At 55.9% G+C, this 24,520-nt stretch carries 19 protein-coding genes and 1 tRNA gene; 7 read left to right on the top strand and 13 right to left on the bottom strand.

What is annotated here, in order from left to right:
- Window positions 1-162: 162 nt before the first annotated feature.
- The 4 genes from pqqF to H040_RS11255 form a co-directional block, all read right to left on the bottom strand.
- Window positions 163-2,442, bottom strand: coding sequence for a pyrroloquinoline quinone biosynthesis protein PqqF (gene pqqF / locus H040_RS11270; protein WP_027917488.1), 2,280 nt, complete (start codon window positions 2,440-2,442; stop codon window positions 163-165).
- A 156-nt stretch (window positions 2,443-2,598) separates the two neighbouring features.
- Window positions 2,599-3,393 carry a carbon-nitrogen hydrolase family protein gene (locus H040_RS11265; protein WP_027917487.1) on the bottom strand — a complete coding sequence of 265 codons (795 nt, stop codon included), beginning with the start codon at window positions 3,391-3,393 and terminating at the stop codon, window positions 2,599-2,601.
- A 15-nt stretch (window positions 3,394-3,408) separates the two neighbouring features.
- The gene (locus tag H040_RS11260) at window positions 3,409-5,091 is read right to left on the bottom strand and encodes a flavin monoamine oxidase family protein (protein WP_027917486.1); all 1,683 of its coding nucleotides are present in this window, start codon (window positions 5,089-5,091) and stop codon (window positions 3,409-3,411) included.
- 192 nt (window positions 5,092-5,283) lie between these two features.
- Complete coding sequence (locus tag H040_RS11255) at window positions 5,284-5,745, bottom strand: Lrp/AsnC family transcriptional regulator (RefSeq protein ID WP_027917485.1); 462 nt, start codon at window positions 5,743-5,745, stop codon at window positions 5,284-5,286.
- A 606-nt stretch (window positions 5,746-6,351) separates the two neighbouring features.
- On the opposite strand from H040_RS11255, the gene H040_RS11250 reads away from it, so the two are divergent.
- Together H040_RS11250 and H040_RS11245 are read left to right on the top strand one after the other, a co-directional pair.
- Entirely contained in the window at window positions 6,352-8,175 is a 1,824-nt protein-coding gene (locus H040_RS11250; RefSeq protein ID WP_081784242.1) for a retron Ec67 family RNA-directed DNA polymerase/endonuclease, read from the top strand.
- 258 nt (window positions 8,176-8,433) lie between these two features.
- Window positions 8,434-8,850: a hypothetical protein gene (locus tag H040_RS11245; RefSeq protein WP_027917484.1), complete on the top strand. Its 417-nt coding sequence runs from the start codon at window positions 8,434-8,436 to the stop codon at window positions 8,848-8,850.
- Window positions 8,851-8,859: 9 nt separating this feature from the next.
- Here the strand turns inward: H040_RS11245 and H040_RS11240 are convergent, their stop codons facing one another.
- The 4 genes from H040_RS11240 to mobC form a co-directional block, all read right to left on the bottom strand.
- Complete coding sequence (locus H040_RS11240) at window positions 8,860-9,843, bottom strand: RES domain-containing protein (protein WP_256208029.1); 984 nt, start codon at window positions 9,841-9,843, stop codon at window positions 8,860-8,862.
- A gap of 49 nt (window positions 9,844-9,892) precedes the next feature.
- A complete protein-coding gene (locus tag H040_RS11235) occupies window positions 9,893-10,825 on the bottom strand; it encodes a sce7725 family protein (RefSeq protein ID WP_081784240.1) in 933 nt (310 codons plus the stop codon).
- Window positions 10,826-10,830: 5 nt separating this feature from the next.
- A complete protein-coding gene (locus H040_RS11230) occupies window positions 10,831-11,715 on the bottom strand; it encodes a sce7726 family protein (protein ID WP_081784239.1) in 885 nt (294 codons plus the stop codon).
- A gap of 233 nt (window positions 11,716-11,948) precedes the next feature.
- Window positions 11,949-12,494, bottom strand: coding sequence for a plasmid mobilization relaxosome protein MobC (gene mobC, locus H040_RS11225; protein ID WP_027917483.1), 546 nt, complete (start codon window positions 12,492-12,494; stop codon window positions 11,949-11,951).
- A 393-nt stretch (window positions 12,495-12,887) separates the two neighbouring features.
- Here mobC and virB5 point away from each other — a divergent pair, with 393 nt between their 5' ends.
- The 5 genes from virB5 to H040_RS11200 all read left to right on the top strand — a co-directional run bounded on the left by virB5 (window position 12,888) and on the right by H040_RS11200 (window position 15,953).
- The gene (gene virB5, locus H040_RS11220; protein WP_027917482.1) at window positions 12,888-13,652 is read left to right on the top strand and encodes a P-type DNA transfer protein VirB5; all 765 of its coding nucleotides are present in this window, start codon (window positions 12,888-12,890) and stop codon (window positions 13,650-13,652) included.
- A 1-nt stretch (window position 13,653) separates the two neighbouring features.
- The gene (locus H040_RS11215; protein WP_027917481.1) at window positions 13,654-14,145 is read left to right on the top strand and encodes a hypothetical protein; all 492 of its coding nucleotides are present in this window, start codon (window positions 13,654-13,656) and stop codon (window positions 14,143-14,145) included.
- A complete protein-coding gene (locus tag H040_RS11210; protein ID WP_027917480.1) occupies window positions 14,142-14,396 on the top strand; it encodes an EexN family lipoprotein in 255 nt (84 codons plus the stop codon). The genes H040_RS11215 and H040_RS11210 overlap by 4 nt, the downstream gene beginning before the upstream one ends.
- Before the next feature lie 47 nt (window positions 14,397-14,443).
- Window positions 14,444-15,478, top strand: coding sequence for a type IV secretion system protein (locus tag H040_RS11205; protein ID WP_256208032.1), 1,035 nt, complete (start codon window positions 14,444-14,446; stop codon window positions 15,476-15,478).
- A gap of 283 nt (window positions 15,479-15,761) precedes the next feature.
- A complete protein-coding gene (locus H040_RS11200; RefSeq protein WP_027917478.1) occupies window positions 15,762-15,953 on the top strand; it encodes an antitoxin VbhA family protein in 192 nt (63 codons plus the stop codon).
- Window positions 15,954-16,228: 275 nt separating this feature from the next.
- Here H040_RS11200 and H040_RS27270 read toward each other — a convergent pair whose 3' ends face one another.
- The 5 genes from H040_RS27270 to rpoD form a co-directional block, all read right to left on the bottom strand.
- Window positions 16,229-17,062 (bottom strand): hypothetical protein, encoded by an 834-nt coding sequence (locus H040_RS27270; protein WP_143512529.1) that lies wholly within the window; start codon window positions 17,060-17,062, stop codon window positions 16,229-16,231.
- Between the two features lie 459 nt (window positions 17,063-17,521).
- Window positions 17,522-18,586 carry a tyrosine-type recombinase/integrase gene (locus tag H040_RS11190; protein WP_027917477.1) on the bottom strand — a complete coding sequence of 355 codons (1,065 nt, stop codon included), beginning with the start codon at window positions 18,584-18,586 and terminating at the stop codon, window positions 17,522-17,524.
- A 126-nt stretch (window positions 18,587-18,712) separates the two neighbouring features.
- A tRNA-Ile gene (locus H040_RS11185) sits at window positions 18,713-18,789 on the bottom strand.
- A 16-nt stretch (window positions 18,790-18,805) separates the two neighbouring features.
- Complete coding sequence (locus H040_RS11180) at window positions 18,806-22,549, bottom strand: EAL domain-containing protein (protein WP_081784238.1); 3,744 nt, start codon at window positions 22,547-22,549, stop codon at window positions 18,806-18,808.
- Between the two features lie 118 nt (window positions 22,550-22,667).
- On the bottom strand, window positions 22,668-24,518 hold the full coding sequence (gene rpoD / locus H040_RS11175) for an RNA polymerase sigma factor RpoD (protein ID WP_027917475.1): 1,851 nt from the start codon (window positions 24,516-24,518) through the stop codon (window positions 22,668-22,670).
- Between the last annotated feature and the right edge of the window lie 2 nt (window positions 24,519-24,520).

The following is a 24,520-nucleotide window of genomic DNA, read 5'->3' as shown; positions in this document are numbered from 1 at the left end:
CTCCTTCCGGATGGGGTTGGGGTGTTTCAGCTACTCGTTGGGTGCCGCCTGGAGCAGGAGGTTCCATTTGCTGAGATAGCGTTATCTTACAAGAAAATTTTGTACCGAAAGGTTAATTCTTTGATATGCGCCCTTGTAGAAAACGTAACAATCTTCGATTGGTCAGTTCCAGGACGCATCTGGAGCGGCGCTGTTGGCCACGCAGAGCCAAGCGCGATCGGTACTGAGCAGGTCACGTAGCATGTCGTCCAGATCTGCTTGTCGTGTATTCAGGATAGACCACTGAAGTGCAGGCAAGCTTGCGCGCTGGCTGGCCAGGTGTGTCTGCCAAGCCCATTCGGCGACCTCGGCGTTGGCCATGGCAGGTTCGTCGAATTGCTCGGCCAGTGCTTGTCGGGCGTCGGTGTCGAGTGTGACGCCTTGGCTCAGAAGCTCGCGCAGGTGGCCGAGGATTTCGGCGTGACTGGCATGTGGCGACTGCACGCCGAACAGCAGGCCACCGATGCCCTCGACCTGACGGAAGGTACTGAAAACCGCGTAGCCGAGTTGCAGTTCGACGCGCAGGCGTTGGTAGACCGGGCCTTGCAGCAGTTGCGCCAGCAGACGACCACAGGCCTGCTGCTCGGCAGCCAGTGGGCAGAACAGCAACAGGGCATTCTCACTGCCCGCTATCTTGGCATGCTGCCAGCGATGGCCAGTCCAAAGGGCGGCAGGCGTGGGCGCAGCGCCTTGCCCGGGGCAGCCCTGCAGCACTGCGCCCAGTGCCTGCGCGGCGTGGGTATCGAAACCCGTCGCGAGGCCCTGCCAGTGGCTGTGCTGCCAGGCGTCGTTGAGGCGTGACTGGTCGACGGTGCATGAGGTAGATGCTTCGGGGCAGGTGTCGAGCACTGCGTCAGGTAGTTGCTTGATCAGCGCCCTGATCGGTATCAGGGTGGGCGCCTCAGGCGGCGAAAGTTGCCAGTTGGAGGGCGCCTGCAAAAGCGCCAGGGCTTGGGCTGTGGCGCGTATCACGGCAGCCGGGTGGCCAGCGCAGCGCAACTGCCAGTATTCGCCTGACGCACTGAACTGCAGTTGCACACAGGCCTGCTCGCAACGCATTTGCAGGGGGTGCAAGGCGCGCTCAAGCACGCCATAGAGATGCTGGCGCAATGCCGAAGGGACGTGCCAGCGCAGATAAAGCGCTGCGTATTGCCTGGCTGGCGGAAGGAGGTCGCAGAGGGTGAGCGCACGTGGCAGCGCTGTATTTTCAGAAATGGGCAAATCATCGAACAACAAAGGCTCGGCCGCAGGCAGATGCCATTGTGCGTATGCGCGGCACGGCAGCTGCTCAAGCAATGCCGCAAGCGCGGCGAGAGCTTGCGTATCCAGCGATGCGAACGGTTGTCTGGCGCTGTCGCGGCGGGCCAGTTCCAGTGCGCTGGCATTGCGCTCGCGACGTTGCTGCAAGAGGCCGAACGCGCCATTGAGCTGGACGGGGTCTGACTGGCGGATGAAGTCGAACCAGCCGTGCAGAAGCTTCCGGGCTTCGTCGAAACTCGCATCTGGGCCGAGCTTCAGGTCGATGTGCCAGAGCAATTGACCGGCGAAGGCATATAGCTTCTCGACCTTGAACCCTTTGAGCCAGCCACGTCGCTGCAGTGCATCCAGCCAACTGCCGGGGCGGTTATCGCCGAGGCAGGCCATCAGCAGCTCCAGCGCCTGTTCTGCACCTGCAGGCAAGCCTTCGTGAGCGAACAGTAGCGGCTCGTTGGCAGCCAGGGCGGGTGGCAATGCTTGGGGCACAGTTGCGCGCGATTCGAAGATGCCGGCGAATTGCCTGCCGAGTAGTTCCAGTGCATCCAGTGGCTGCGGGCCGCACAGACTCAATGTGATCTGACCGCCCTGGTAGAAGCGCTGGTGAAAACCGGTGAGGGCTTGCTGGAAGGCAATATTGCCTAAAGCGAGGGAATAGCGGTTGCCTGCATGAAAGCCGACCAACGGATGATCGCCTACCACCGACTGCAGCAAGGCAAACGCCTGTTGTGCTTGCGGGTTGCGTGACCAGGCGATGAATTCGGCGTGGATGACTTCCCGCTCGCGGTGCTGGCGCTCGATGCTCAGGTCCGGCTCGGCAAGCATCTGGCACAGGCGCTCCAGCCCACCGGCCAGCGCGGCCGGTGGTACTTCGAAGAAGAAGTCGGTCGTGCGTTCGCGGGTACTGGCATTGACCTGGCCGCCGAGGGCCTGGACGTAGCGCATCAGGCCGTCTTCCAGTGGGAAGCGCGCGGTGCCGAGGAAGAACAGGTGCTCGAGGAAGTGGGCAAGGCCCGGCCACTGGCGCGGAGCGTCGTGGCTGCCCGCGTGCACTCGCAGAGCTGCAGCTGCGCGCTTCAGGCGCGGGGCATGACGCAAGGTCAGTTGCAGGCCGTTGGCGAGTGCGAGGTGGCGGGTGGTGTCAGGCATGGGAACTCCGGGGCAGGTGTCCATGCTAACCCATTTGTAAGGCAGGCCCGGCCCATTCGCGGGTAAACCCGCTCCCACAGGCGTTGCGCAGGACCAAGGCCTGTAAACATGCTGTGGGAGCGGTTTACCCGCGAATGGGCCGCAAAGCGGCCCCTGTCAGCCCTGAAGCAGATGCAACTCTCGACGCAGATCGGTCAGATAAGGAAACGCCTCACGCCCCCGCACCACCCGCTCATGCTCCAGTTCCGCCAGCAGCAGGCACTCGTCGCGCCCGGCCATGGCCAGCAGGCTGCCGTCCGGCCCGATGATGCTGCTTTGCCCGCAATACTGGATCTCGTCTTCGGCCCCGCAGTAATTGGCATACACCAGGTAGCACTGGTTTTCCTGCGCTCGCGAGCGCACGGTCACCTGGCAGACGAAATCGTAAGGCGCCATGTTCGCGGTCGGCACCAGAATCAGCTCGGCACCTGCCAGCGCCAGGCGCCGGGCGTTCTCCGGGAACTCGATGTCGTAGCAGATCAACAGGCCGACCTTCCAGCCTTCCAGCTCGACCACCGGGAAATGGTCGGCGCCAGGGCTGAACATCGACCGGTCCAACTCGCCGAACAGGTGGGTCTTGCGGTAATTGCTCAGGCTGCGGCCATGGGCATCGATCAACTGCACGCTGTTGTAGATCGCCCCGTCATCGGCACGCTCCGGGTAGCCATAGACGATGGCGATCCGGTGCGCCTGAGCGATTTCCACCACCGCCATGGCCGAGGGGCCATCGTCGGCTTCGGCCAGCCGTTCGACCTGCGCCAGGCCAATGTTGTAGCCGCTCAGGAACATCTCCGGGCACACCAGCAGCTGCGCGCCACGCTCGGCTGCCAGTTGCGCCTGGTGACGCAGCCGTTGCAGGTTGCCGGGCACGTCCAGCGGGTTGGGTGCGCCCTGGAACAGAGCGATGCGCATGCTGCCTCCTTGTTTTCAGTCGGCCAGGGCGATCGGCCCGATCTCGTCGAACACATCGCCCGGCCCTGGGTTGTCCGGGTGGGTGTGGCCACCGAAGTGGTTCATGATACCCCACACCGCATTCAGCGACGTCTGTACTGCGCCTTCGACCCAGGCCGGGGTCCACGACACGTCGTCGCCGGCGATGAACATGCCGCGTTGTTCGGCGGGCATGTCCTGCTGCATGAAGTGCGCATACATGCGTTGGTTGTAGCGGTAGTGGCCCGGCAGAGCGCCCTTGAAGGCGCCGAGGAAGTGCGGGTCGGCTTCCCAGGAAATGGTGATCGGGTCGCCGATGATGTGCCCGGCGATGTCGGTTTTCGGGTAGATCTTTTTCAGTGCATCCAGAGCCAGCTGCACGCGCTTCTCCACCGGATGCGGCAGCATCTTCAGGGCGTCGCTCATCCAGGCGTAGGACAGGCAGATGACGCCCGGTTTGTCCTCACCGTTGTCGAACAGGTAGGTCCCGCGGGTGAGGCGATCGGTAAGGGTCATGCTCATCAGATCGCGGCCGGTCTGTGGGTCCTTGTCCTTCCAGAACGGCCGGTCGACCATGACAAAGGTTTTCGACGACTGCATGTAGCGGGTGCGGTCCAGGGCCATCCACATCTTCTGTGAGAACAGCGACTCTTCGCAGTCGATCTGGGTGGTCAGCAGCCAGCTCTGGCAGGTGGCGAGCACCGCGCCGTAGTGGCGGGTGTCACCCCAGTTGTCGGTGACCGCCAGGCGTCCATCGGCGGCACGTGCAATGCGTTTTACCCCGGTGCGCGGCGCGCCGCCATGCAGCGAACTCAGGCTGGTGCCTTGCGGCCAATGGGCGCAGCGCTCCGGCACATGGCGCCAGATACCCTGAGGGACTTGCTCCACGCCGCCGACGATCAGGTGCTGGTGGTCATCGCAGTTGGTCATCACCACGCGGAAGATTTCCAGCATCGAGTTGGGGAAGTCCGAGTCCCAGCCGCCGGTGCCGAACCCGACCTGGCCGAACACTTCGCGGTGCTGGAAGCTCAGTTGGGCAAACGAGCGCGAGGTGGCGACAAAGTCGTAGAAGGTGCGGTCGTCCCACAGCGGCACCAGCGTGTTCCACAACTCTTTCAGCCGAGGTACGTCGCGGTCACGGATCGCCTGCTGGATGTCGGCGAACCTGGCACCGCTTTCCAGTGCATCGGCCCAGGCATCGGCCACTTCATGGAACAGCTTGGGCAAGTCACTGGCTTTTTCGGCGTAGTAGGTCTGGCCTTCGAGGTCGATCACCGTGCTGCCCGAGGCAGAGGTCAGCGGGTTGGGGAAGGGCTTGGTTTCCAGCCCCAGCTTGTCGACGTAGTGGTAGAAGGCGGTGGAGGACACCGGGAAGCGCATGCCACCGAGCTCGGCGATGATGCCGTCGGTGCCGTTGAAGGCCTGCGAGCGCAAGCGCCCGCCGAGCTTCGAGGCCTCGTACACCACAGGCTTGAGGCCAAGCTTCATCAATTCGTAGGCCGCCACCAGGCCGGCGATGCCTGCACCGACAATGGCGACTTCCTCACCATGGCGCTCGGCCGGGATACTGCCCAGGCCGGCCGGGTGTTCCAGCCAGTCGTCGAAGGCGAAGGGAAAATCCGGGCCGAAGATGGTGATGGGTTGTTTGCCGTCGGCGGGGTGGCGGTTTTTCTTGTTCATGAAGTGACCTTGCCAGAGCGGCTGCGCGAAGGGCGGAGCCTGAGTATAGGAGATGGCTGTGGGTCATTTTATGAAGCGGGGTGTTCGTAATTAAGATGCAGAATGATGTCGTAATGTGTGTTCGGTGGTCATATCGACCGATTCTGTGGCTATTTTGATGATCAGCAGGCAACGCCGATCCCACGCGAAGGTTTAGATGGGCTGCCCCCGATCAACCTTGCTGCTCAGGATGATCGACGTGGTGGTTTTTTCCACTCCCTCGACACTGCCAATTTGGTCCAGCAGTTGGTCGAGTTGTTCCGGCGAATCGCTGCGTAGCCAGGCCACGTAGTCGAATTCGCCACTCACCGCGCACAGCTGCTGCACTTGCCCCATGGCACTCAGCCGCCGGACCACTTCCTTGCCAGAGCGTGGCTGTACTTTGATCCCGACATAAGCCTGCAGCCCACCGCCAATCAGGCGCTGGCCAAGGCGCACGCCATAGCCGGTGATTACCTTGTTCTTCTCAAGCCGCTCCAGGCGCGAGTTGACCGTGGTGCGGGCGATGCCCAGCTGGCGGGCGAGGGTGGCGACGCTTTCGCGGGCGTTGATCTGCAGCAGGGCGAGCAACTGACGGTCGATTTCGTCGAGGGTGATGGGGCGGGCATCCGACATGGTGAGTCTCTACGGTTGGTCCGTTAGCCTAGCCAGCCGTAGATGAGCAGGGCAAGCCCCAAACCCTTGCCGGCAATCGGGCATAAAAAAACCGCGCGGATGCGCGGCTTTTTCATGATCTGGTGGGCCCACACGGACTCGAACCGTGGACCAAAGGATTATGAGTTGCCGGGCGGTTTGATATGACTAGAGAAATCACCCGAAGCTGAACGTAACCTAACACACCTGAAATCCCAGTAATACAAGGGGTTGTCCGTAATCTACAGAAATCCATCCAAGCTCGGTGCTGTACCGTGATCGTACCGTTTCCATGAGTCGCAGTGGCTGTCCTCCGTAGCAAAAAATCATTGAGTGTTGAGATTCGATGCATGTCGAAGGGGTCGACGAAACCAGCGGAAAGCCTACGAACGGCATTACCTTGAATCGGTGATATCGTTTTGATAGCCTCGGCTCAGGCTTATGGGCAGATTTTGGATCGCGGATCGCGATCAGTGAAAACAATGTCCGAAAGGACTGCCCTATGAGACTTGTCGACGTTTGACGGTCCCTCCAGTTGCGTAGGAGTGCCCATAAGCCGCCTCTCACCTCACCTGCGTAGTGCGTCTTATGAGAAAAATCGATGCCCTCCGGGCCGTTCGGACGAAGCCTGAACTCGCACTACTCTTGGGAATCAAAGCCTCTGCTCTTACCTATCTGCTTTACGTACTGAAACCGTCTACCCAGTACGCTAGGTTTGAAATTCCAAAAAAAAGTGGTGGAACTCGCACGATCTTTGCCCCCTCTGAGCGGCTCAAAGCTGTGCAATCTTCTCTATCTATACTTCTGCAGGATTGCATCGAGGAAATAAATAAAGCAAAGCCCCCGCGAGCTCCTAAGGGTAGATTCGCAAAAAACGAGGGTAAAACTCGTGGGAGGCGCGCAAAGCGGGTGGATTATGTTTTTACGTCAACGCTTTCTCACGGTTTTGTGCGGAAAAGGTCGATCATAACAAATGCTTTGATGCATTTGGGTAAGAAGAACGTTTTAAACATAGATATTAATAACTTCTTTGATAGTTTTAACTTCGGCCGTGTCCGGGGATTTTTTATAACCAATAACAATTTTCGTCTTGATCCTAATGTCGCAACCGTTCTCGCTCAAATAGCCTGTTATGACAATAAGCTTCCGCAAGGGAGTCCATGCTCGCCAGTCATCACAAACCTAATAGCCCACAGTTTAGATATCAGGCTGGCCGCGCTGGCAAAGAAGAACTCCTGTACTTACTCACGCTATGCAGATGATATAACTTTCTCAACGCGAAAAAATGTTTTTCCTATAGCTATTGCTAAGGATGTCTCCGGAAGCTATGAGTGCGGCCTCGACATCGAACGCGAGATTATTCGAGCTGGCTTTAAACTGAACGCTAAAAAAACAAGGGTTCAGTATAAGGACTCACGTCAGGATGTTACAGGCCTTGTCGTGAATGAAAAGCCAAACGTAAAGAGTGAGTACTGGCGGACAGTGAAATCTCAATGCCATTCGCTTTTCAGAACTGGAGAGTTTGTAATTAATAATGGCGCCGTAAGTAGAAGGGGAACGCTGTTTGAGTTGGAGGGCCGCTTAAATTTTATTGACCAGGTCGATTACTATAATCGCCTGCGACAGAAGCTGCCACTAAATCGCGAGTATGCTTTGGCTGACCATAAGCTCAATACTCGCGAACTCCTAAGCGGTAGAGAAAGAACGTTTAGTAGATTTTTGTATTATCGGCATTTTTACGCTAACGATAAACCGGTTATTATATGCGAAGGTCAAACTGACAATATTTACATAAGATCAGCCATACACAGTCTTGCTGCGGCGTACCCGCGTCTTGCAAACGTGAAAACTCCTGTTGCGCCCTATAAACTTCTGATTTCTTTGTTCGGATACAGTGAAAGAACCAAATTTTTGCTTCAGTTGTATGGTGGTGCTAATTATCTAAAGAGCTTCATCGAGCAATATGAAAGACACTATGGTTTCTATCAGGCGCCAAAGCCTAAAAATCCTGTAATTATTATGTTTGATAATGATAGCGGTTTTGGCACGACTGAAAATTTTCTCAAGGGCAAAAGTTCAGCGGTAGTTTATCCGGTTGCGAGTAGAGGGGCAGGGTATCGCCACGCAGAATTTATCCATGTCATCCATAATCTATATATCGTGCTAACCCCTTTAGGGGGCGCAAAGAGTACAGCAATTGAAGATCTATTTTTAAAGTCGACTTTGGATGAAAAGGTTTCCGGAAAAAAATTCAATCCTGACAAAAATATAGACACCGCTACGGAGTATGGCAAAGAAGTGTTTGCCAAAAAAGTCATTCTGGCTAAAAAAGGCAGTATAGATTTTTCAGGGTTTTCAACAATTTTAAATCGTACTGTGCAATGCATAGAGCACTACGATTCGATAAAATGATATTGTTTAAGCAAGTTTGGGGTGGATATGCTTGGGCCGATAAGTTATGTATGTGAAAGATCTGCGGAGTATGTGCTTATCCCTGAGCTGGTAAATAAACTACGTGAAAAGTACACCTCCGTAACCCCAATTTATCCGTGGATGACTCGGGAGGGATCAGGCTTATCCAAGGACTTGCACAGCGCTCATGGATTTAGAGTCTTGGGCTTATACGCCAGGCGCCCTAAGGTTTTAAGAGAACAAAACGGTTTGATCCATATGAAAATCAACCACGAATTGGCTGTAGCAGCTGCGGCGGGGCGTAGCTTAGGCATCCCTATGATTGCTGGATGCCCGTTGGCAAAAGATTTAATTGAGCTCGGGAGTTGTAACAGGTTTTTTTGGGTGGATTTAGCCAAGGTCAAGCCTTCAGATTTGGGGTTTGATATGGTTATCGATAATCCATTGGCGGATGAAACCCAAGATAAGAGTTTTGTGATTGACAATCTCGACGAAGTGCTGCGCATTGTTGAGGCGGAGTCAAATCTAATTGGCTTTGATACTTTCTTGGAATCCATGAAAGTAATCGGCATGGCGAGTAGGGGGAGAGGGGCTTACCACCCATTAGCCTTCATGGGTGGCTATAAAGCAGTTTATCTGTTGCTCACTGATGTTCAAAGGTCAGGACGATTCTAAGGATGATTGTCACTGCTCTCTTTGGACATCCACTGATACTCTATTAATCTTGTACAGGCTAACATCCCCACCCTCTGCTTTGCTTGGGTCAAAAAGGGCTAAGTTCATTCCGTCGCTTACTGAACTTCGGTAGATTACCCCGTCGTATCCGCTTTTCTTAATGAACTCACATAGATACTGACTTGGTACGTAGTCAATCGCTGCACCTTGAGGTAGAACTGGCCTGGTAAGTTCCTCCCCCAAACGCTCAAGAAACGGAATGTCGGCACGCAATTGCCCGATTGCACTTGCGTCACCCAGCAAAAATGGCGATACCAGCTTTCGTGGGTTTCTAAGGTCTACTGCTCGGAGGGGAGCGGTAATTTTGAATTCAGCTACGCATGCAACTTCGCCAGTGTGAGGGCGGACTTCCGAGGCTGCTGTGTCCGGCTGTGAGCCAACATACAAATATGGAATTCCAGGAGGGTTCGCTCGGCCATGGGAAGCTAGTCGATTCGGTGGAGGTCCCATATCTTTGATTTCATAATTTTTTTCGCCAGTACGAATCCTAGCTCTGTACCATAGTTGTGGTAAGTCATCAGCAGGCAGGTGAGCCAATAGTTCTTTAAGCCGATCAGTATCTAATGGTTCATCAAGGAAGTATCGGTTTTTGTACATTAACTCGTCGCGGAAAGTTTCCCATCTAACGAGTACTTCACTCTTATACTTCTCGGACGGAGAAAAGTTCCGACGAACGATATCTCCATCGTCAAGTATTTCACCCAGCAGCTCCTTGGCGTGAGCAGTATCCATCTTTGTGTGCGAAAAAAGCTCCCAGTCTTCTTTCAACCACTCAACTAATAGCTTACCATCTGCATCTGGTTCATATATGCTTATCAATAAGTTGAACCATTCGGCTAGAACTCCTGGTTCCACTAGATTCTGATCGACTGAATCACAAAAGTCACATTTCCCAACTGTTTTAGAATTCAGCGGGATGATACTGTGTCTCAATCCGCGGTCACCAAAACATTCTGGGCAGCAATGGGCTGGCATATTATTCTCAGCTAAAAAATTTGGCTACGGTCTCGATATGGTGATTTAGTGAGATTTTCTTTAAATAGCCTAGTCCTGGGAAATGCCCTTTGCTATGCAGCGAACGAAGCTCTTGCAAAGCATTAGTCTCGTATAAATTAGAGGTTCCGGAATTCAGCTTGTCGATTAGTTTGTCAAGCGCTTCAGCAAATTTTCCCGCTGGATCGGTAGGAGTGTCTTGGCTAGTGGATACAAAGTGATATATAAACATTGCATCATCTTGGTCGGGATCAATGAATGTTAAATGGATTGCTACCGCATAAGCTGGCCCGCCGGACTCCGAGTAGTCATCTCCAACGATCGAAAAATCTCCGAAAGCGTTCATGCCTTCATCTTGGAAGGTCACGTTAAGGTCTGAAAATAGTTCTACCGGTGGATAGTCTCTATTTCGACGGCGCTTGAAGCCATCTCGGAGAAGAATACGCTCACTTCCGCTGAAATGTTTCCGATATGTTTTGGGGCAGAAGTTTTCATTGAAAATATGTCGCGCTGTAGTGGGAGTCTCTCCCAGCTCGTGCGCCAACTCCTTTCCGTGCGTGAATCCAGCGTGGATAAAGTTTAATTGGTGTTGGTGATGACGCTCGCAAAGCTGCATCGCCTCAGCTATCCCCATATCTTGACGGAGTAGAATCCCCGCTCCAATTGATGGGTTATCGATATATCCTCGTACAAATTCAGTTATGCCTGCCCCATTCTCCCGGTGATCACCATGATAGGGATTGACGATCACTATTGCTTTGCCCTTCGCTTCGCATACAGCTTTTATAGCTCTGTCTAAACCACTTAGCGCCTCTCGGACTGGCTCGACTATGGGTGCAAAATTTGAAGCAGCCATAAGAGGTGCATTTTCACGAATAGAAATTAGTTCGAACTGTTTTCCACGAAAATATGGGTAGTACATTCAGATTATTTCCAGTCCATGGCTTGAGCTAGAGGAAGATTTACTGCGTTGATAAAGCGCTGCTGTTGATCTTTGCTCCGTAGCTGTACTGATAGAGCTATTGGGCGCAGTGATAGAGGCAGCTGCTGAATAAATCCACTAAGAGGAGCGAGGCTACGCGTCTGTTTCAGGGTGCTGACCATAGCCTTATGAACTTCTGCTGGTGCAAGTTGTGCGTAAAAGTCACGCATTGCACTGCGTAAAATGGTATTTGGTACGTCAGGAACTACCAATCCAAGGTCGGTTAAAATAGAGCGAGCTTCATCGGAACGCAGAGATTCGAAGATTGTGACAGGACATACACTCTCCGACTTATCAACTGCTACGCGAAGTTTTGAAATCTGGTTTCTGCGATTTAAGCACATCACTCCGATATCGGGAGGTGTATTTTCCAATACGCTGTTTACATGCGCTTCACCTGCGATAACATATATCTTGGCAAAGACTTTCCGATAATTTTTGATCTGATTTTCTAGGCGTGCGAGCGAATCTCGTTCAGATTTGATCTCATAGACAGTTGCTGTTCCGTTTAGAATAGCCAAATCGGCTTTGCAGGCACCAGCACGAAACTCTGTCAACATGCTTGCACTATTTAAGGAGTGAGTACCGAGCAAGACGTTCTGTGTTAATGCTGCACGATAGACATACTCGTCGCGACACCCAGACCTCCGGAGAATCGCAAAGGCTGCATCGAAGCCATCAGCCACCGTGTGGTGTGACACCAAGTCAATGCCCGTTTGCGAAAATAGCCGAGAAAACAGCGCCGACTGCCCTTTCCGCGAAATTTCCCGGAAAACACCTGGGGAAAACAGCCGTGAAAGCGCTGAGAGTTGTGATGCATTAGGTGACACGATGCCTCCGCAGACCGCTTGCCTAGGATTTCAAAGCGGTAAGCAATTCTAGACCATTCACACGCAGCGGGGAATTTCTGAGTCGATCTGCACAGGCAGTCTGCGCCGATTGGACCTCGTAATGCTCCGTGAGTTTTGGCTTACGGCGGCTACCGCTGGGTGTTGGGGCCGAGGAGGTGCCTGGTTCCGTTCGGCTGGTGGCGAAAGCGCGGATGAACCTAGGTCAGGCTAGGTCACTTGAGGCTCCATCGCTCCAAGCTCGCACGAATGGCTGAGCTAACCAGGTCAGTGTGCTTGTCGATGATCCGGCTTAGTGCCTCGATTCTCTGAACAGTGACAGGCTCGTAATTCCCCTCATTCAATCGCCGGGCAATCTGGTTAAGGTTGCGGCCTAAGGCCAACAACTGATAATTGGACTCACCTAGTGCGTCAATTTCAGACATCCCAAACTGGGGTTCGTGCGTAAGTCCAGCGCGGATGGCATCAATAATCCAGCGACGCATTGAGCACCGCTCAATATGCGCCCGCTCTTTTATTGATTTTTTCTCGGAAGTGGTCAGCAGGATTTCAAAGCGCTGTTTTATTTCTTGTTCGTTCTCGATCTGGCGATAGGTTTTAGGTGCAAGAGGTTCATCAACAGCCTTAAGTTGTCGCTCGACAGCCTCTCTGATTGCGGAGCTAGGGGCTCGGCCTAGCTCTTCGCAATAGTTTTCCCAGCGAGTTTTAAGCTCAGGTCCTAGACGGACACTCAGAATCGGTGATCTTTTCTCAGTATTCATAGCATGGGCCCTGTCTGTGCTAGCAAACAAAGTGACATCCGTGATGTATGACGTTTTACCGGCGGTTAGCCTATCCTGCAGTAGTACTTCATAGCAATCGGGATTTCGTCATGACGAAGAATTGGGACGTATGGCGCTTTTATATATTGATCCAAAGTGAGATAATATGTATCGCCAAAGTGTAGTGCTTTGGTTAATTCTGTGAACGCTGTAACCGCCTCGCTGATGCTTATTGCATTATGGGCGCGGCCCCTAAAAAACAGGGCCTACACCGGGTAAGACTGGCGCATAGTCACCCCAAGAACGGTACAACCGTGCCGGGTGCGATTCCTAAACAGATCGACAGGCCGGACAGACGGCCCAGTGTTCACCATGTCCAATGGAGAGGTGACTATGGATCTGTTCAAGCGTTTCGCCTTCAAAGGCTTCCAACCATTTAGTTTCGCGACAACGCTCGCGTTGATGCTGGGCTCGCAGCAGGGATACGCGCAAATCCCTGTAACCGTTACTACCCAAGTGACGGATTCCCCCATGACTGTTGCAGAGTTCACATCTAACACGACTCGCTGGGCCCAACAGGTTCAGCAGATGACATCCCAGATTGATCAGATGAAGCAGCAGTACGGCGCGCTCACGGGGTCGCGTGGGCTCGGTCGAGTATTTGATGATCCGCAGCTGCGAGAGTATCTGCCCCAAGATTGGCAGGCTGTGTATGACGCAGTGAAGCGTGGCGGCTATTCAGGCCTGAATAGCCGTGCTGGTTCGATCTATTCGGACAACAAGGTGTTCGATGCCTGCGAAAGCCTGGTTCAGGATCAGCAGCGCGATGCTTGCCGAGCACAGGCGGTGAAGCCGTCACAGGATAAGGCGTTTGCTCTGGAGGCCTATGACCAGGCCGAAGCCCGACTGCGTCAGATTGACCAGCTCATGGGGCAGATCAATCAAACGCAAGATCCCAAAGGGATCGCAGAGCTGCAGGGTCGCATCGCTGCAGAGCAAGCGATGATCCAGAACGAGCAGACCAAATTGCAGATGTTCCAAATGGTCGCTGAGGCCGAGGGCAAGATTCAGGAGCAGCGGCAACGGGAACTGAATGCCCAGGTGCTCGACAAGAGAGGCTACAAGAATCGCGAATTGCTGAACCTGGGGAGCAACTGAAATGATCTCGTACGCTCATATCCTCCCCTTGGTCGTGTGCTTCTTCATCCTCACTTCCTTACGACGATTCTGGATTTGCATTGGCCGGTTCGGGGCTTTGAAAGAGGTGTCAAGACGTGCACCTGAGTTGATCCAGAGCGATCTCCTGGCGGCGTCGGCCGCGATCGTGCCTTGTGTATTAGCGCTTGCCGATTGGTTGCAGATAGTGCCGCCCCGAGCAACTGGACCAATCTCGTCAACGCTCGCCGTTTTGATCTCATTCGCATGTGCACTGGGTTCGTCGCTATTGATTTCGAGGTCTGAATACCGCATCGCGGGTAGTTGGGCAGGGACAAGGGAAAGCGCGTTGAGAACGCTTGCAGCACTTCAGATTATCAACGCTGCTGAGCTGGCCTATTCGCTGAAATTTGCTGGGGAATTCCGCACGGAGGCGGAGCATGTGCTGACTCGTGAAGTGAATCGGGCGGATCGGAATCGGGAGGGCCGGAAATGACAGCCTCTCGTTTCTCAATTGTCGTTTTGTTTCTGCTCACGGGCTGCGGGGCGGATGAACCGGTCCATTCTGTCGATTGGTACAAAGCCCACAGCTCGGAGAGGGATATCCGTATATCAGAGTGCGAGCGAAATGCCGGGACTCTGGCCCTTACGCCGAACTGCGTTAATGCCAAGCAAGCCAGGAATGAGCAGCAGCTCGATCAGCGTGGCTATCGGAAGCGTGAGTTGCTGAATTTGGAGGGGCAGTGACTATGGGGTCGAATATCTTCGAATGGATAGGAGGTTCAGTCGACGCGGTGTTGAACAGCTACGTTCAGCTCATGGCACATAGTGTCATTGATGATTTCTCGGGCTTGTTCGTTGTCGGCGGTGGTCTGTTCTTCATGATCCTAGGCCTTTTGTCAGTCGGTGGATTCATCGAGCATCCCCTTCCACATCTCTTCAAGTTGATGCTGAAGTGGGTATTCGTCGGCGCATTGGCACTCAATGCTGATACGTACCTTGGTTGGGTGGTGGACGCGATTCACGGCCTGGAGGTTGGCCTGGCAGATGCATTTTCGCCAAACGGCGACGGTGTAGCTGCGAAATCGGTCTATCAGGTGATTGATAGAGCTATGACCGACGGCATGGATATCTTTTCCGATCTCATTGCTCGTGCAGGACGGCGTGGGATGACCGAGATAGGCATGATTCTTTATGACTGGCTCATCGCTGGGACGATGCTCTTTGCAACATTCCTGATGACGGTACCCGCTGGAGCGATGATCATTACAGCCAAGGTGCTGTTGGCATTTTTGCTGGGGTGCGGACCGCTCTTCATTGCACTGCTGCTGTTCGGCCAGATGACCAGCAAGTGGTTCGATCAATGGTTCGCCCAAGTGATGACCTACATCATCCAATGCGCAGCGATCACGTCAGTGCTTACGCTGGGGATGAAGTTTTTTTCGACAATGCTTGCTGATGTGCAGCCCACTGCTGGAAGCGGTCCAGCGACCGACGTGCTGGAGATCCTCGCGTTGAGTGGGGTCGTGCTCTATATGGTTTATCAGGCTTACTCTTTAGGAGGCCAGCTTGCAGGTGGATTGTCGTCCAGTGCGATCACATTGCGGCAGATGGCTCAGGCTGCGTTAAATCCAGCCAAAGCTGTCTTCAACACAGTCAATCCGATGTCAACGCGCCGTGACCTTCAGTCGGGCATGATGACCACTGCAAGAGGTGTGAATCATGTGATCGCGGGAAACAGTGTTTGGAACCCAGCCTACCGGCAGCATGTGATGCAGAACCTGGGCAAGAACTGGGGTAGGGCGAGAGGAGGGAAAGTTGGTAGTTAGCGGGTATCAGTGCCGTGGACCCTGCTGCGCGCCCTGGCGGGCTTGCCCAAAGGGGCTCTGCCCCTCTGGACTTCCCGCCCTCGCCGGTAGCAGGGGCTGCTGGGAAAAACACCCAGCAGCCCCGCAAATAGGATTGGGGGGCGCAGCGTCAAGGGTGCGCTTCGCCGTCATCCTCGCCCGGTCCCGTTTCACGGGCTGCGGCCTCCGGTGACGCCCTTGACCCTCGTTTATCTGTTCAGCGCTGAAATTGTCTTGCTTTAGTCACCGACACGAGGGGAAGCCCGTGAATACTTCGGAGAGCATCATCATCACGAGTGCTGAGCGGGAGCGGCGTCGGAAGGCTGTCGAGTATGCTTGCGCGTCAATCGGGCTCGAGGGCTTTGTATTGAGCGCTGAAGAAAAGCGACGCGCTCAAGCTTTTGTGGACGGGAAGCTCACTCTGACCGAATTTGTTTCAGCCAGCATTCACGAATAGCTGGAAGCTGGGTCAAGGGCATCACCGCAAGCCGCAGCGGAGCGCAGCCCGGAGGGCGAGCACCGAACGGGTGAGGATGATGGGCTTAGCCGTACCCTTGATGCAGCTGTAAGCGACCAAGCCTAGCGACAGGGGGAGGAACAAGGCGAAGCCGCCGGACCTGCCCCTGCCGCCCGTCCGGCAAGGATAGGACGCGGGATGCAACCGAAGGGGTTGCCCAAGCGGAGCGCGGAGATGAACGGCGAATGAAGGCGAGGTTTCACAGCGCTCCGCTCCTACGCTTGTGGCTGCTGATATTTTCTATTCAGAACTGCGGCTATGTGCTTTGGCATGCCGGAGATGTTTGCATCCGCAACCGATCTCGTCTTAATTACCCGCTTCGTTTTGGGCGGCTGGTCCGGCAATGAAGAATTCTGCTTATTTGCCATGGCGCGTGCAATCGTGGGTGAGAACTTACCTTCCCTGTAGCGTTTGAGAACTGCTTTAAACCATCTGTTAGGTGCTTTAACTCTACCTGCTTCCAGGTTGCCTGCTAGCTCATCAAGAAGCATCTGAGCGGCTTGTTGGTCCACATCTATCAATAATGGCTCAATGAGGCTCCGCTCTGTGGCGGCCAGTGTTGGCCATGTGAGCGTATGCTTCGGTGAAATCTCGCTGGTGTTAGGTTTTGTTCTAGTTTCTTTTATATTGGTATGGTTTGTATTGTTTTCTCTTTTTATTGGTATATCCCCCTTGGGGCCAGGGGATGGTTTCCCGGGCAGTGGCTCACCATGGCATGATCGACCATCCCCTGGTTTTTGGGGGGATGGTTCACTGGGGGTATACGTGACAAAATTCTCCCAGATGATCTTCCCTGATTCATTCTGGAATCGCTCCTGCTTGAAGTAGCCTAGCGCCCGTAGCTCTTTGCTTGTAGCGCTCCATTGCTGCTCGCTGAGGCCAAATTTTCCACGTATGTGGCCGACTCTAAGCTCCCAGCCTTCGTTCTGACCCAGCATCCAAGACAAGACCACACGCGCGCGCCAGCTCAGCCTGCTCTCGGTTAGGACGCTTGCTGGAACAATGCAGTAGGGCGGCCTTTTGACTTTGAAGGTTTGATCCGTGCTCATGGGATTGCACTTCCACGCTCTCCGTCGAGCGACAATACCTCCTTGACTTGGAGGGTGCGGAAGTAAACTCGCCGGCCGATCTTGAGCATCGTAGGTTTGAGTCTTTTAGAAATTTCGGTGTTTGAGTAAAGGGCGACTCTAACGCCTTCTGGAGATCGGCCTAATATCGCGGCAATGTCTACGATGCTCATTAGTGGGCCAAAGCGCTCAAGCAAATATTGTTCGGTCGTCATTGTCAATCAACCATAGCTGCTAATAGTTAGGCGTATCTTTGGGTAATGATGCGCAGTCGTCAAATGGCTACGCCTCGGTTTTCGACCAAGGCGTATTAGTTTGGATTAAAGACTTTGTTAGTCTGTGATTGCCAAAATATATAGTTTTGGTTAGTTGGCGGGTGTGGAAAGCTAACGTATATAGGTGTTTTCCTGAAATCTATCGTCGGAGAATATTTAATAGAAATTATTTTTTAGCTTTCAAGCTATCGAGCCTCACCACTAGGTCCTCCGCGCGAAGATGCGTATATCGTTTCAACATCTGCATTGACTTGTGGCCGCTGATGGTAGAAACCTCTTGGTCTGAAAGCCCACCTTCAACTAATCGGCTGACAGCCTCATGGCGGAGGTCGTGGAAGCGGAAATCTGGCATGCCCAGCTTAGATTTGAGCAATCCCCAGATTTTGGTGAAGGCATAAGGGCGCCGCTTTCCGTCCTTTCCAGGTTCACCAAAAAAGATCAAATCGCAATCGATGGGGCGCACAGGGTTTTGAAGCGCTGCTTGGAATGTTGCTGCAGCGAGCTTGCTAAGTGGCACAGTCCGGGCGCTGTCGTTCTTCGTTACCAGAAGACGTGCTACGCGCTTTTTGACATCGACCTGATGCCGACGTAGCCCTGTGATTTCAGACGACCGCATACCCGTTTCCAAGGCGATGCTGACGATCCATCCGAGCATAGGGTTGCTGTGCTTGTTTACCTCTTTCAGCAAGCGACGTTCCTCGTCTGCTGTAAGCCGACGATTTCGGCCTTCACCTGGGCTCGGTTTCCGAATGTTGAGCACAGGGTTGTATGTGAGTCCGAGGCCCCATTCCTGAATTGCGACAGTGAATAGGTGGCTGAGGAGGGCAAGCTCTAGCCGCACGGTGTTATTGCTGGTGGGTTGGCCGCGGTTGGTCAGGGAGCCCAGGCGTGTATCGCGATAGTTGGCTATAACCTCGGATGACAGAGCCGCCAGCGAGTATTTGCCCAGGTGCTTTATCAACTGCTGAGCCTTGGTCGCCTCGGCCTTCTGCGTGGTGGGCTTTTTGGTAGGGCTGACTTCGCGCATATATCGCTGCAGCGCATTTTCGAGTGTCAGTCGCTCGGACCCGCTGCGCTGGATATAGACACCCCGCACCATTTCATCTTCGGTGCGCCGCGACCAATCCTCGGCGTCGCGTTTGGTGCGGAAGGTTTTGGCGTTGGTCGGCCATCCGGTCTTGCGGATAACGGCCTTCCAGGTGCCGGCAGGGGTTTTGACGATTGTGGCCATCTGAAGGACTCCAAAGGCGTGCAAGCGAAGCCGCACTGTACCTAATTTGTACCTTCGGACCATAGGACTGATCCGGCTGCCACAAACCCAAAAAGCCGAAAGCCGCGTAATACGCGGCTTCTAGGTTGGTGGGCCCACACGGACTCGAACCGTGGACCAAAGGATTATGAGTCCTCTGCTCTAACCGACTGAGCTATAGGCCCTCAGTAAGTGCGCGGATTATAACGAGGGTTTTGAAAGCGTGCCATCCGAAAGATCGGACAGTGCTATACGAAGAAACGCCGCCGCGAACTCATCAGGCGGCAATGGCAGGCTCACGATGTACCCCTGAATTTGCTCGCAGCCCTCGGCTGCAAGGAAACGCTGCTGTGCCTGGTTCTCTACACCCTCGGCGATAATCGTCAGCTGCATGCTGCGCCCCAGTGCAATGATGGCACGGGCGATGGCGGCGTCGTGCGGGTCATCCGGCAGGCCACGGATGAACGACTTGTCGATCTTGAGTATGTCCAGCGGCAGGCGCTTGAGGTAGCTCAGCGACGAGTAGCCTGTGCCGAAGTCGTCGATTGCCAGCTGTACGCCCAGGTGCTTGAGTTGGTGCAGCACGGCCAGGGCTTCCTCGGCCTGGCTCATGATGAAGTTTTCTGTGATCTCCAGCTGCAAGTCACCCGCTTTCAGCTGGTAGACCTTCAACAGATGCTCGATACGCTTGGCGAGATTCGGCTGGCGCAGCTGCGCGCCCGCCAGGTTGATCGAAAGCGGGCCAAAGGCTTGGTAGACCTTTTTCCAGCGATGCATCTGCTGGCAAGCCTGTTCCAGCACCCAGTCGCCCAGCTGGAGAATGCTGCCGTTTTCTTCGGCCAGGTGAATGAAGTGCTCGGGCGGCACCTCGCCGAATGTCGGATGGCTCCAGCGAATCAGCGCTTCGGCGCCGACCAAGGTCTGGGTCTTGAGGCTCAGCTTGGGCTGGAAGCTCAGGCTCATCTCGTTACGCTCGATGGCCCGGCGCAGTTCGTGCTCCATGGCGATGCGTTCGCTGGCCTGCACGGTCAGGTCACGGGTGTAGGCCTCCACGCGGTTGCGGCCTTTGGCCTTGGAGCGGTACATGGCGGCGTCGGCGTTACGGATCAGCGTGGCGACGTCGGTGCCATCTTGTGGGTAGAGGCTGATGCCGATACTGGCGCTGGTGAAGAACTCGTGTTCGCCGGCCTGGAACGGGGCGATGAAGCAGGCCAGCAATTTGTTGGCGATGGCATGGGCATCGCTGGGCTTGTGCAGGCCTGGCAGCAGGATGATGAACTCGTCGCCACCCAGGCGGGCCACGGTGTCGACGTCGCGCACCTGCTCCTTGAGGCGCTGGGCGATGCCTTTGAGCAACAGGTCGCCGACCGGGTGGCCGAGGCTGTCATTGATGTGTTTGAAACGGTCCAGGTCGAGGAACAGCACGGCGCCCTGGCGGTTGGACACCTGCGAGCAAGTCAGCACGGCCTGCAGCCGGTTTTCGAAGAGGGCGCGGTTGGGCAGGCCGGTCAGCGGGTCGTGGTGGGCCTGGTAGTCGAGTTTGGCCTGGGCGTGCTTGAGGCTGGAGATGTCCGCGAATACTGCGACGAAGTGGGTGATGTCACGTTCGTTGTTGCGCACGGCGCTGATGGTCAGCCAGCCCGGATACAGCTCGCCATTCTTGCGCTTGTTGTAGATCTCGCCTTGCCAGTGGCCTTCAGCGGTGAGCTGATGCCACATCGCGGCGTAGAAGGCGCTGTCATGTTGACCGGAGGCGAGCAGCCGCGGAGTCTGGCCCAGCGCTTCGATCTCGCTGTAGCCAGTGATCTCGCTGAAGGCGCGGTTAACTGCGCTGATGCGCTGGTCGGTGTCGGTGATCAATACCCCTTCGGCGGTATTTTCGAACACGGTGGCAGCCAGTTGCAGTTTTTCCTGCATCAGGTGGCGTTCGGTAATGTCGCGGGCGATGGTCAGCATACAGTCCACACCACCGATCGGCAGTGGCCGTGCCGACAGCTCGCAGAGGCGAATCTGCCCGTCGCTGCGGCGCAGGTGGCAACTGAAGTCACGCACGAAACCATCGCGGCCAAGCTGGTCTATCAGGCGCTTGCGTTCGTTCAGGTCGACCCAGATCCCCAAGTCGAATGAGGTCTGGTCGATAGGGGTGTTGAACTCGTAACCGGTCAGGCGGCAGAAGCCCTCATTGACCTCCAGCAGCAGGCCATCGCTCTGACGCGACAGCAGCAAGCCGTCAGGCGAGGCGTGGAAGGCCTTGGCGAACTTTTCCTCGGAGGTTTGCAGTTGTTGCTGGGTTTGCTTGAGCTGGCTGATATCGCGTACTGCCACCACCAGCGCCGGGGTGCCGTCGAGTTCGAAGGTTTCGGCTGAGGTCAGGCCGGTGAACAGCTCGCCGTTGCTGCGGCGGAAGGTCATTTCCAGGTTGCGGATGCCGCCTTGGTGCAGGCGTTCGAGCAGTTTCGGGCCCATGCCTTCGATGCCCCACAAGTTGAGCTCGGTGGCGGTGCGGCCGATCACTTCGCCGGGCGTCAGGCCGATTTGCTCTTCGAACGCCTCGTTGACTTCGAGCAGCACGCCATCGCTGTGCCGAGCGATCAACAGAATGTCCGGGCACTGCTCGAACACCGAGGCGAATTTCTGCTCCGACAGGCGCAGGGCGTCTTCCGTGCGCTTGGTCTCGCTGATGTCGATCATCAGGCCGCGCATCACCGGGCGGTGGCCGTGTTCGATCATGCTGACGATGTTGCGCACCCAAAGCGGCTGGCCATCGGCGCGCATCACCCGGTAGTCGAGGCTGTGATCACGCCCCGCGGCGGTTTCACTCTCGCAGAAGGCCTGGGCCCAGAGCGCATCCTCGGGGTGCAGAATGCTGCGCCAGAAACCGGGCTTGAGCCAGTCGTGCAGTGGGTAGCCCAGCAGGTCTTCGGCGTGCGGCGAGACATAGCTGTAGGTGAAATCGTTGGCGTCGGCTTCCCAGGCGATTGCCGACAGGCTTTCGACCAGGCCGCGGTAGTGATATTCGCTGCTGCGTAGTTCCTGTTCCAGGGCGATGCGCCGGGAAATTTCCGAACTGAGCCGGCGATTGATGCGGATGACCACGGCGAGAATTGCAATCAGCAGCAGGACGGCGGGCAGGCCATAGACCAGGGTGTCATGCCAGAAGCTGCGCTGGTCGACCACATTGCCGACCCAGCGTTGCTGGATATGGCTGATCTCATCGCTGGACATGTCGGCCATCACCTTGTCGAGAATGCCGATCAGTACTTGCTGGTCACGGGGCGCAGCCATTGCCAATTGATAGCGATAGGGCGTTTCGCCGCTCACGTACAGCCCTTCGAGCTTGAGCTGGCGCAGGCTCCAGATGCTCGAGGCGAGGTCGCCGACCACGGCATCCACCGCATCGGTGGCCAGTGCCTGCAGGGTCGAGCTGACATTGGGCATCGCCACCAGGTTGAGGTCCGGGTGGTGAGTGCGCAGCAGTTCATGGGGGGCGTAGTTCTCGACTACGGCGACCTTCAGCCCGTACAGGTCCTTGAGCGTGCGCGGTTGCGGGCCGCCGTCGTGGGCCAGGATGACAATCGGAAAATCGAGGTAGGGGCGGGTGAACGCAAGGTAGCCTTGGCGTTGCGGGGTGGACATGATGCCGGGCAGCAAATCGATGCGGCCTTCGCGCGCTTGCTGCAGCACTTCGGTCCAGCTGCTGGGCTCGACCGGCTTCAGTGTTACTCCCAGGCGGTCCTGGAGCAACGCGATGTAATCGGCGGCCAATCCCTGGTACCGGCCCTCCTGGTCACGAAATTCGAATGGTGGCCAGGAGGCGTCGACGCCCAGCTTCAGCTGCGGGTGGGCAGTGAGCCAGGTTTTTTCCTCGTCTGTCAGGGTCAGGGCGCCGGCCGTCGAGTTCCACAGGATCAGGAACAACAACAGAATGGCCGGCATCGGCAGCATAGCGGCCTCACACTCAGTTGGTCTGAAGTCGAGTGTAGACTGGCATTCAGCCAGCCGAGTAGCCGATCACAACTATTTGTCGGATAAGAAAAACCCCGGCCTGGGCCGGGGTTTGTCATCACTCGTCGAGGAAGGAGCGCAGATGCTCGCTGCGAGTCGGGTGGCGCAGCTTGCGCAACGCCTTCGCTTCGATCTGACGGATCCGCTCGCGGGTCACGTCGAACTGCTTGCCCACCTCTTCGAGGGTGTGGTCGGTGTTCATGTCGATACCGAAGCGCATGCGCAGCACCTTGGCTTCGCGTGCGGTCAGGCCCGAGAGCACGTCACGGGTCGCTTCCTTGAGGCTTTCGACCGTGGCCACGTCGATCGGGGACTGCATGGTCGAGTCCTCGATGAAGTCACCCAGGTGCGAATCTTCGTCATCACCAATCGGGGTTTCCATGGAGATCGGCTCTTTGGCGATCTTCAGTACCTTGCGGATCTTGTCCTCAGGCATTTCCATGCGTTCACCGAGCTCTTCCGGGGTCGGTTCACGGCCCATTTCCTGCAACATCTGGCGGGAAATACGGTTGAGCTTGTTGATCGTCTCGATCATGTGCACCGGAATACGGATGGTGCGCGCCTGGTCGGCGATCGAGCGGGTGATCGCCTGGCGGATCCACCAGGTGGCATAGGTCGAGAACTTGTAACCGCGACGGTACTCGAACTTGTCCACTGCCTTCATCAGGCCGATGTTGCCTTCCTGGATCAGGTCGAGGAACTGCAGGCCACGGTTGGTGTACTTCTTGGCGATGGAAATCACCAGACGCAGGTTCGCCTCGACCATTTCTTTCTTGGCGCGGCGGGCTTTCGCCTCACCGATGGACATGCGGCGGTTGATTTCCTTGATCTCGGCGACGGTCAGGCCGGTCTCGGTCTCGAGGTCGATCAGCTTCTGCTGGCAAGCAACGATGGCGGCGTCCTTTTCACCCAGGGCTGCAGCCCATTTGGTGCTGCGCTTGGCCAGGTCACCGGACCAGGTCTGGTCGGTTTCGTTACTTGGGAACAGGCGCAGGAAGTCGGCACGCGGCATACGGGCGTCACGCACGCACAGCTGCATGATCGCGCGCTCTTGCTGGCGCAGGCGGTTCAGGGCATCGCGCACGCGCTCTACCAGAACGTCGAACTGCTTGGGCACCAGCTTGATCGGCATGAACAGGTCAGCCAGGGCCTGCAGGGCCTCGATGCTTTCCTTGGCATTGCGGCCACCCTTCTTCAGGACCTTGTTGGTGGCCTGGAGCTGATCGGCAACGGCGCCGAAACGCTGGGCTGCAACGACCGGATCGGGACCGCTTTCGGTCTCTTCATCGTCGTCACCGCCTTCACTTTCTTCGTCTTCGTCGTCCGACTCTTCCTTGGCCGCAGGGGCCTTGGCGCCAGGTACCGGTACTTCTTCGGTCGGTGCGGCGATATTGTCGTCAGGGTCGATGTAGCCGCTGAGAACGTCGGACAGGCGGCCGCCTTCGGCGGTGACGCGGTCGTATTCGCCGAGGATGTAGTCGACAGTACCCGGGAAGTGAGCGATGGCGCCCATGACTTCACGGATGCCTTCCTCGATCCGCTTGGCGATTTCGATCTCGCCTTCACGGGTCAGCAGCTCGACGGTACCCATTTCGCGCATGTACATGCGCACCGGGTCGGTCGTGCGGCCGATATCGGTTTCAACTGCCGCCAACGCAGCAGCGGCTTCTTCGGCCGCGGCTTCGTCGGTGTCGGCTTCCGCCAACAGAAGGGCATCCGCATCCGGAGCACTCTCGAATACGTTGATCCCCATGTCGTTGATCATGCGGATGATGTCTTCCACCTGTTCCGGATCTGAAATATCCTCAGGCAGGTGGTCGTTGACCTCCGCGTAAGTCAGGTAGCCCTGCTCACGACCGCGGGTGATCAACTCTTTGATACGAGACTGCTGTTGCGCTTTTCCGGACATAA

It is taken from the genome of Pseudomonas sp. URMO17WK12:I7, from assembly GCF_003269045.1.
Taxonomy (GTDB): domain Bacteria; phylum Pseudomonadota; class Gammaproteobacteria; order Pseudomonadales; family Pseudomonadaceae; genus Aquipseudomonas; species Aquipseudomonas putida_J.
This window is presented reverse-complemented; position numbering and strand designations above follow the sequence as displayed.

Excerpts from the sequence above, each read along its gene's own strand:
- H040_RS11255 (WP_027917485.1), bottom strand. The coding sequence starts at position 5,745 with ATGTCGGATGCCCGCCCCATCACCCTCGACGAAATCGACCGTCAGTTG.
- H040_RS11245 (WP_027917484.1), top strand. The coding sequence starts at position 8,434 with ATGAAAATCAACCACGAATTGGCTGTAGCAGCTGCGGCGGGGCGTAGC.
- H040_RS11190 (WP_027917477.1), bottom strand. The coding sequence starts at position 18,586 with ATGGCCACAATCGTCAAAACCCCTGCCGGCACCTGGAAGGCCGTTATC.
- H040_RS11265 (WP_027917487.1), bottom strand. The coding sequence starts at position 3,393 with ATGCGCATCGCTCTGTTCCAGGGCGCACCCAACCCGCTGGACGTGCCC.
- rpoD (WP_027917475.1), bottom strand. The coding sequence starts at position 24,518 with ATGTCCGGAAAAGCGCAACAGCAGTCTCGTATCAAAGAGTTGATCACC.
- virB5 (WP_027917482.1), top strand. The coding sequence starts at position 12,888 with ATGGATCTGTTCAAGCGTTTCGCCTTCAAAGGCTTCCAACCATTTAGT.
- H040_RS27270 (WP_143512529.1), bottom strand. The coding sequence starts at position 17,062 with ATGAGCACGGATCAAACCTTCAAAGTCAAAAGGCCGCCCTACTGCATT.
- H040_RS11210 (WP_027917480.1), top strand. The coding sequence starts at position 14,142 with ATGACAGCCTCTCGTTTCTCAATTGTCGTTTTGTTTCTGCTCACGGGC.
- H040_RS11260 (WP_027917486.1), bottom strand. The coding sequence starts at position 5,091 with ATGAACAAGAAAAACCGCCACCCCGCCGACGGCAAACAACCCATCACC.
- H040_RS11180 (WP_081784238.1), bottom strand. The coding sequence starts at position 22,549 with ATGCTGCCGATGCCGGCCATTCTGTTGTTGTTCCTGATCCTGTGGAAC.
- mobC (WP_027917483.1), bottom strand. The coding sequence starts at position 12,494 with ATGAATACTGAGAAAAGATCACCGATTCTGAGTGTCCGTCTAGGACCT.
- H040_RS11250 (WP_081784242.1), top strand. The coding sequence starts at position 6,352 with ATGAGAAAAATCGATGCCCTCCGGGCCGTTCGGACGAAGCCTGAACTC.
- H040_RS11215 (WP_027917481.1), top strand. The coding sequence starts at position 13,654 with ATGATCTCGTACGCTCATATCCTCCCCTTGGTCGTGTGCTTCTTCATC.
- pqqF (WP_027917488.1), bottom strand. The coding sequence starts at position 2,442 with ATGCCTGACACCACCCGCCACCTCGCACTCGCCAACGGCCTGCAACTG.
- H040_RS11235 (WP_081784240.1), bottom strand. The coding sequence starts at position 10,825 with ATGTACTACCCATATTTTCGTGGAAAACAGTTCGAACTAATTTCTATT.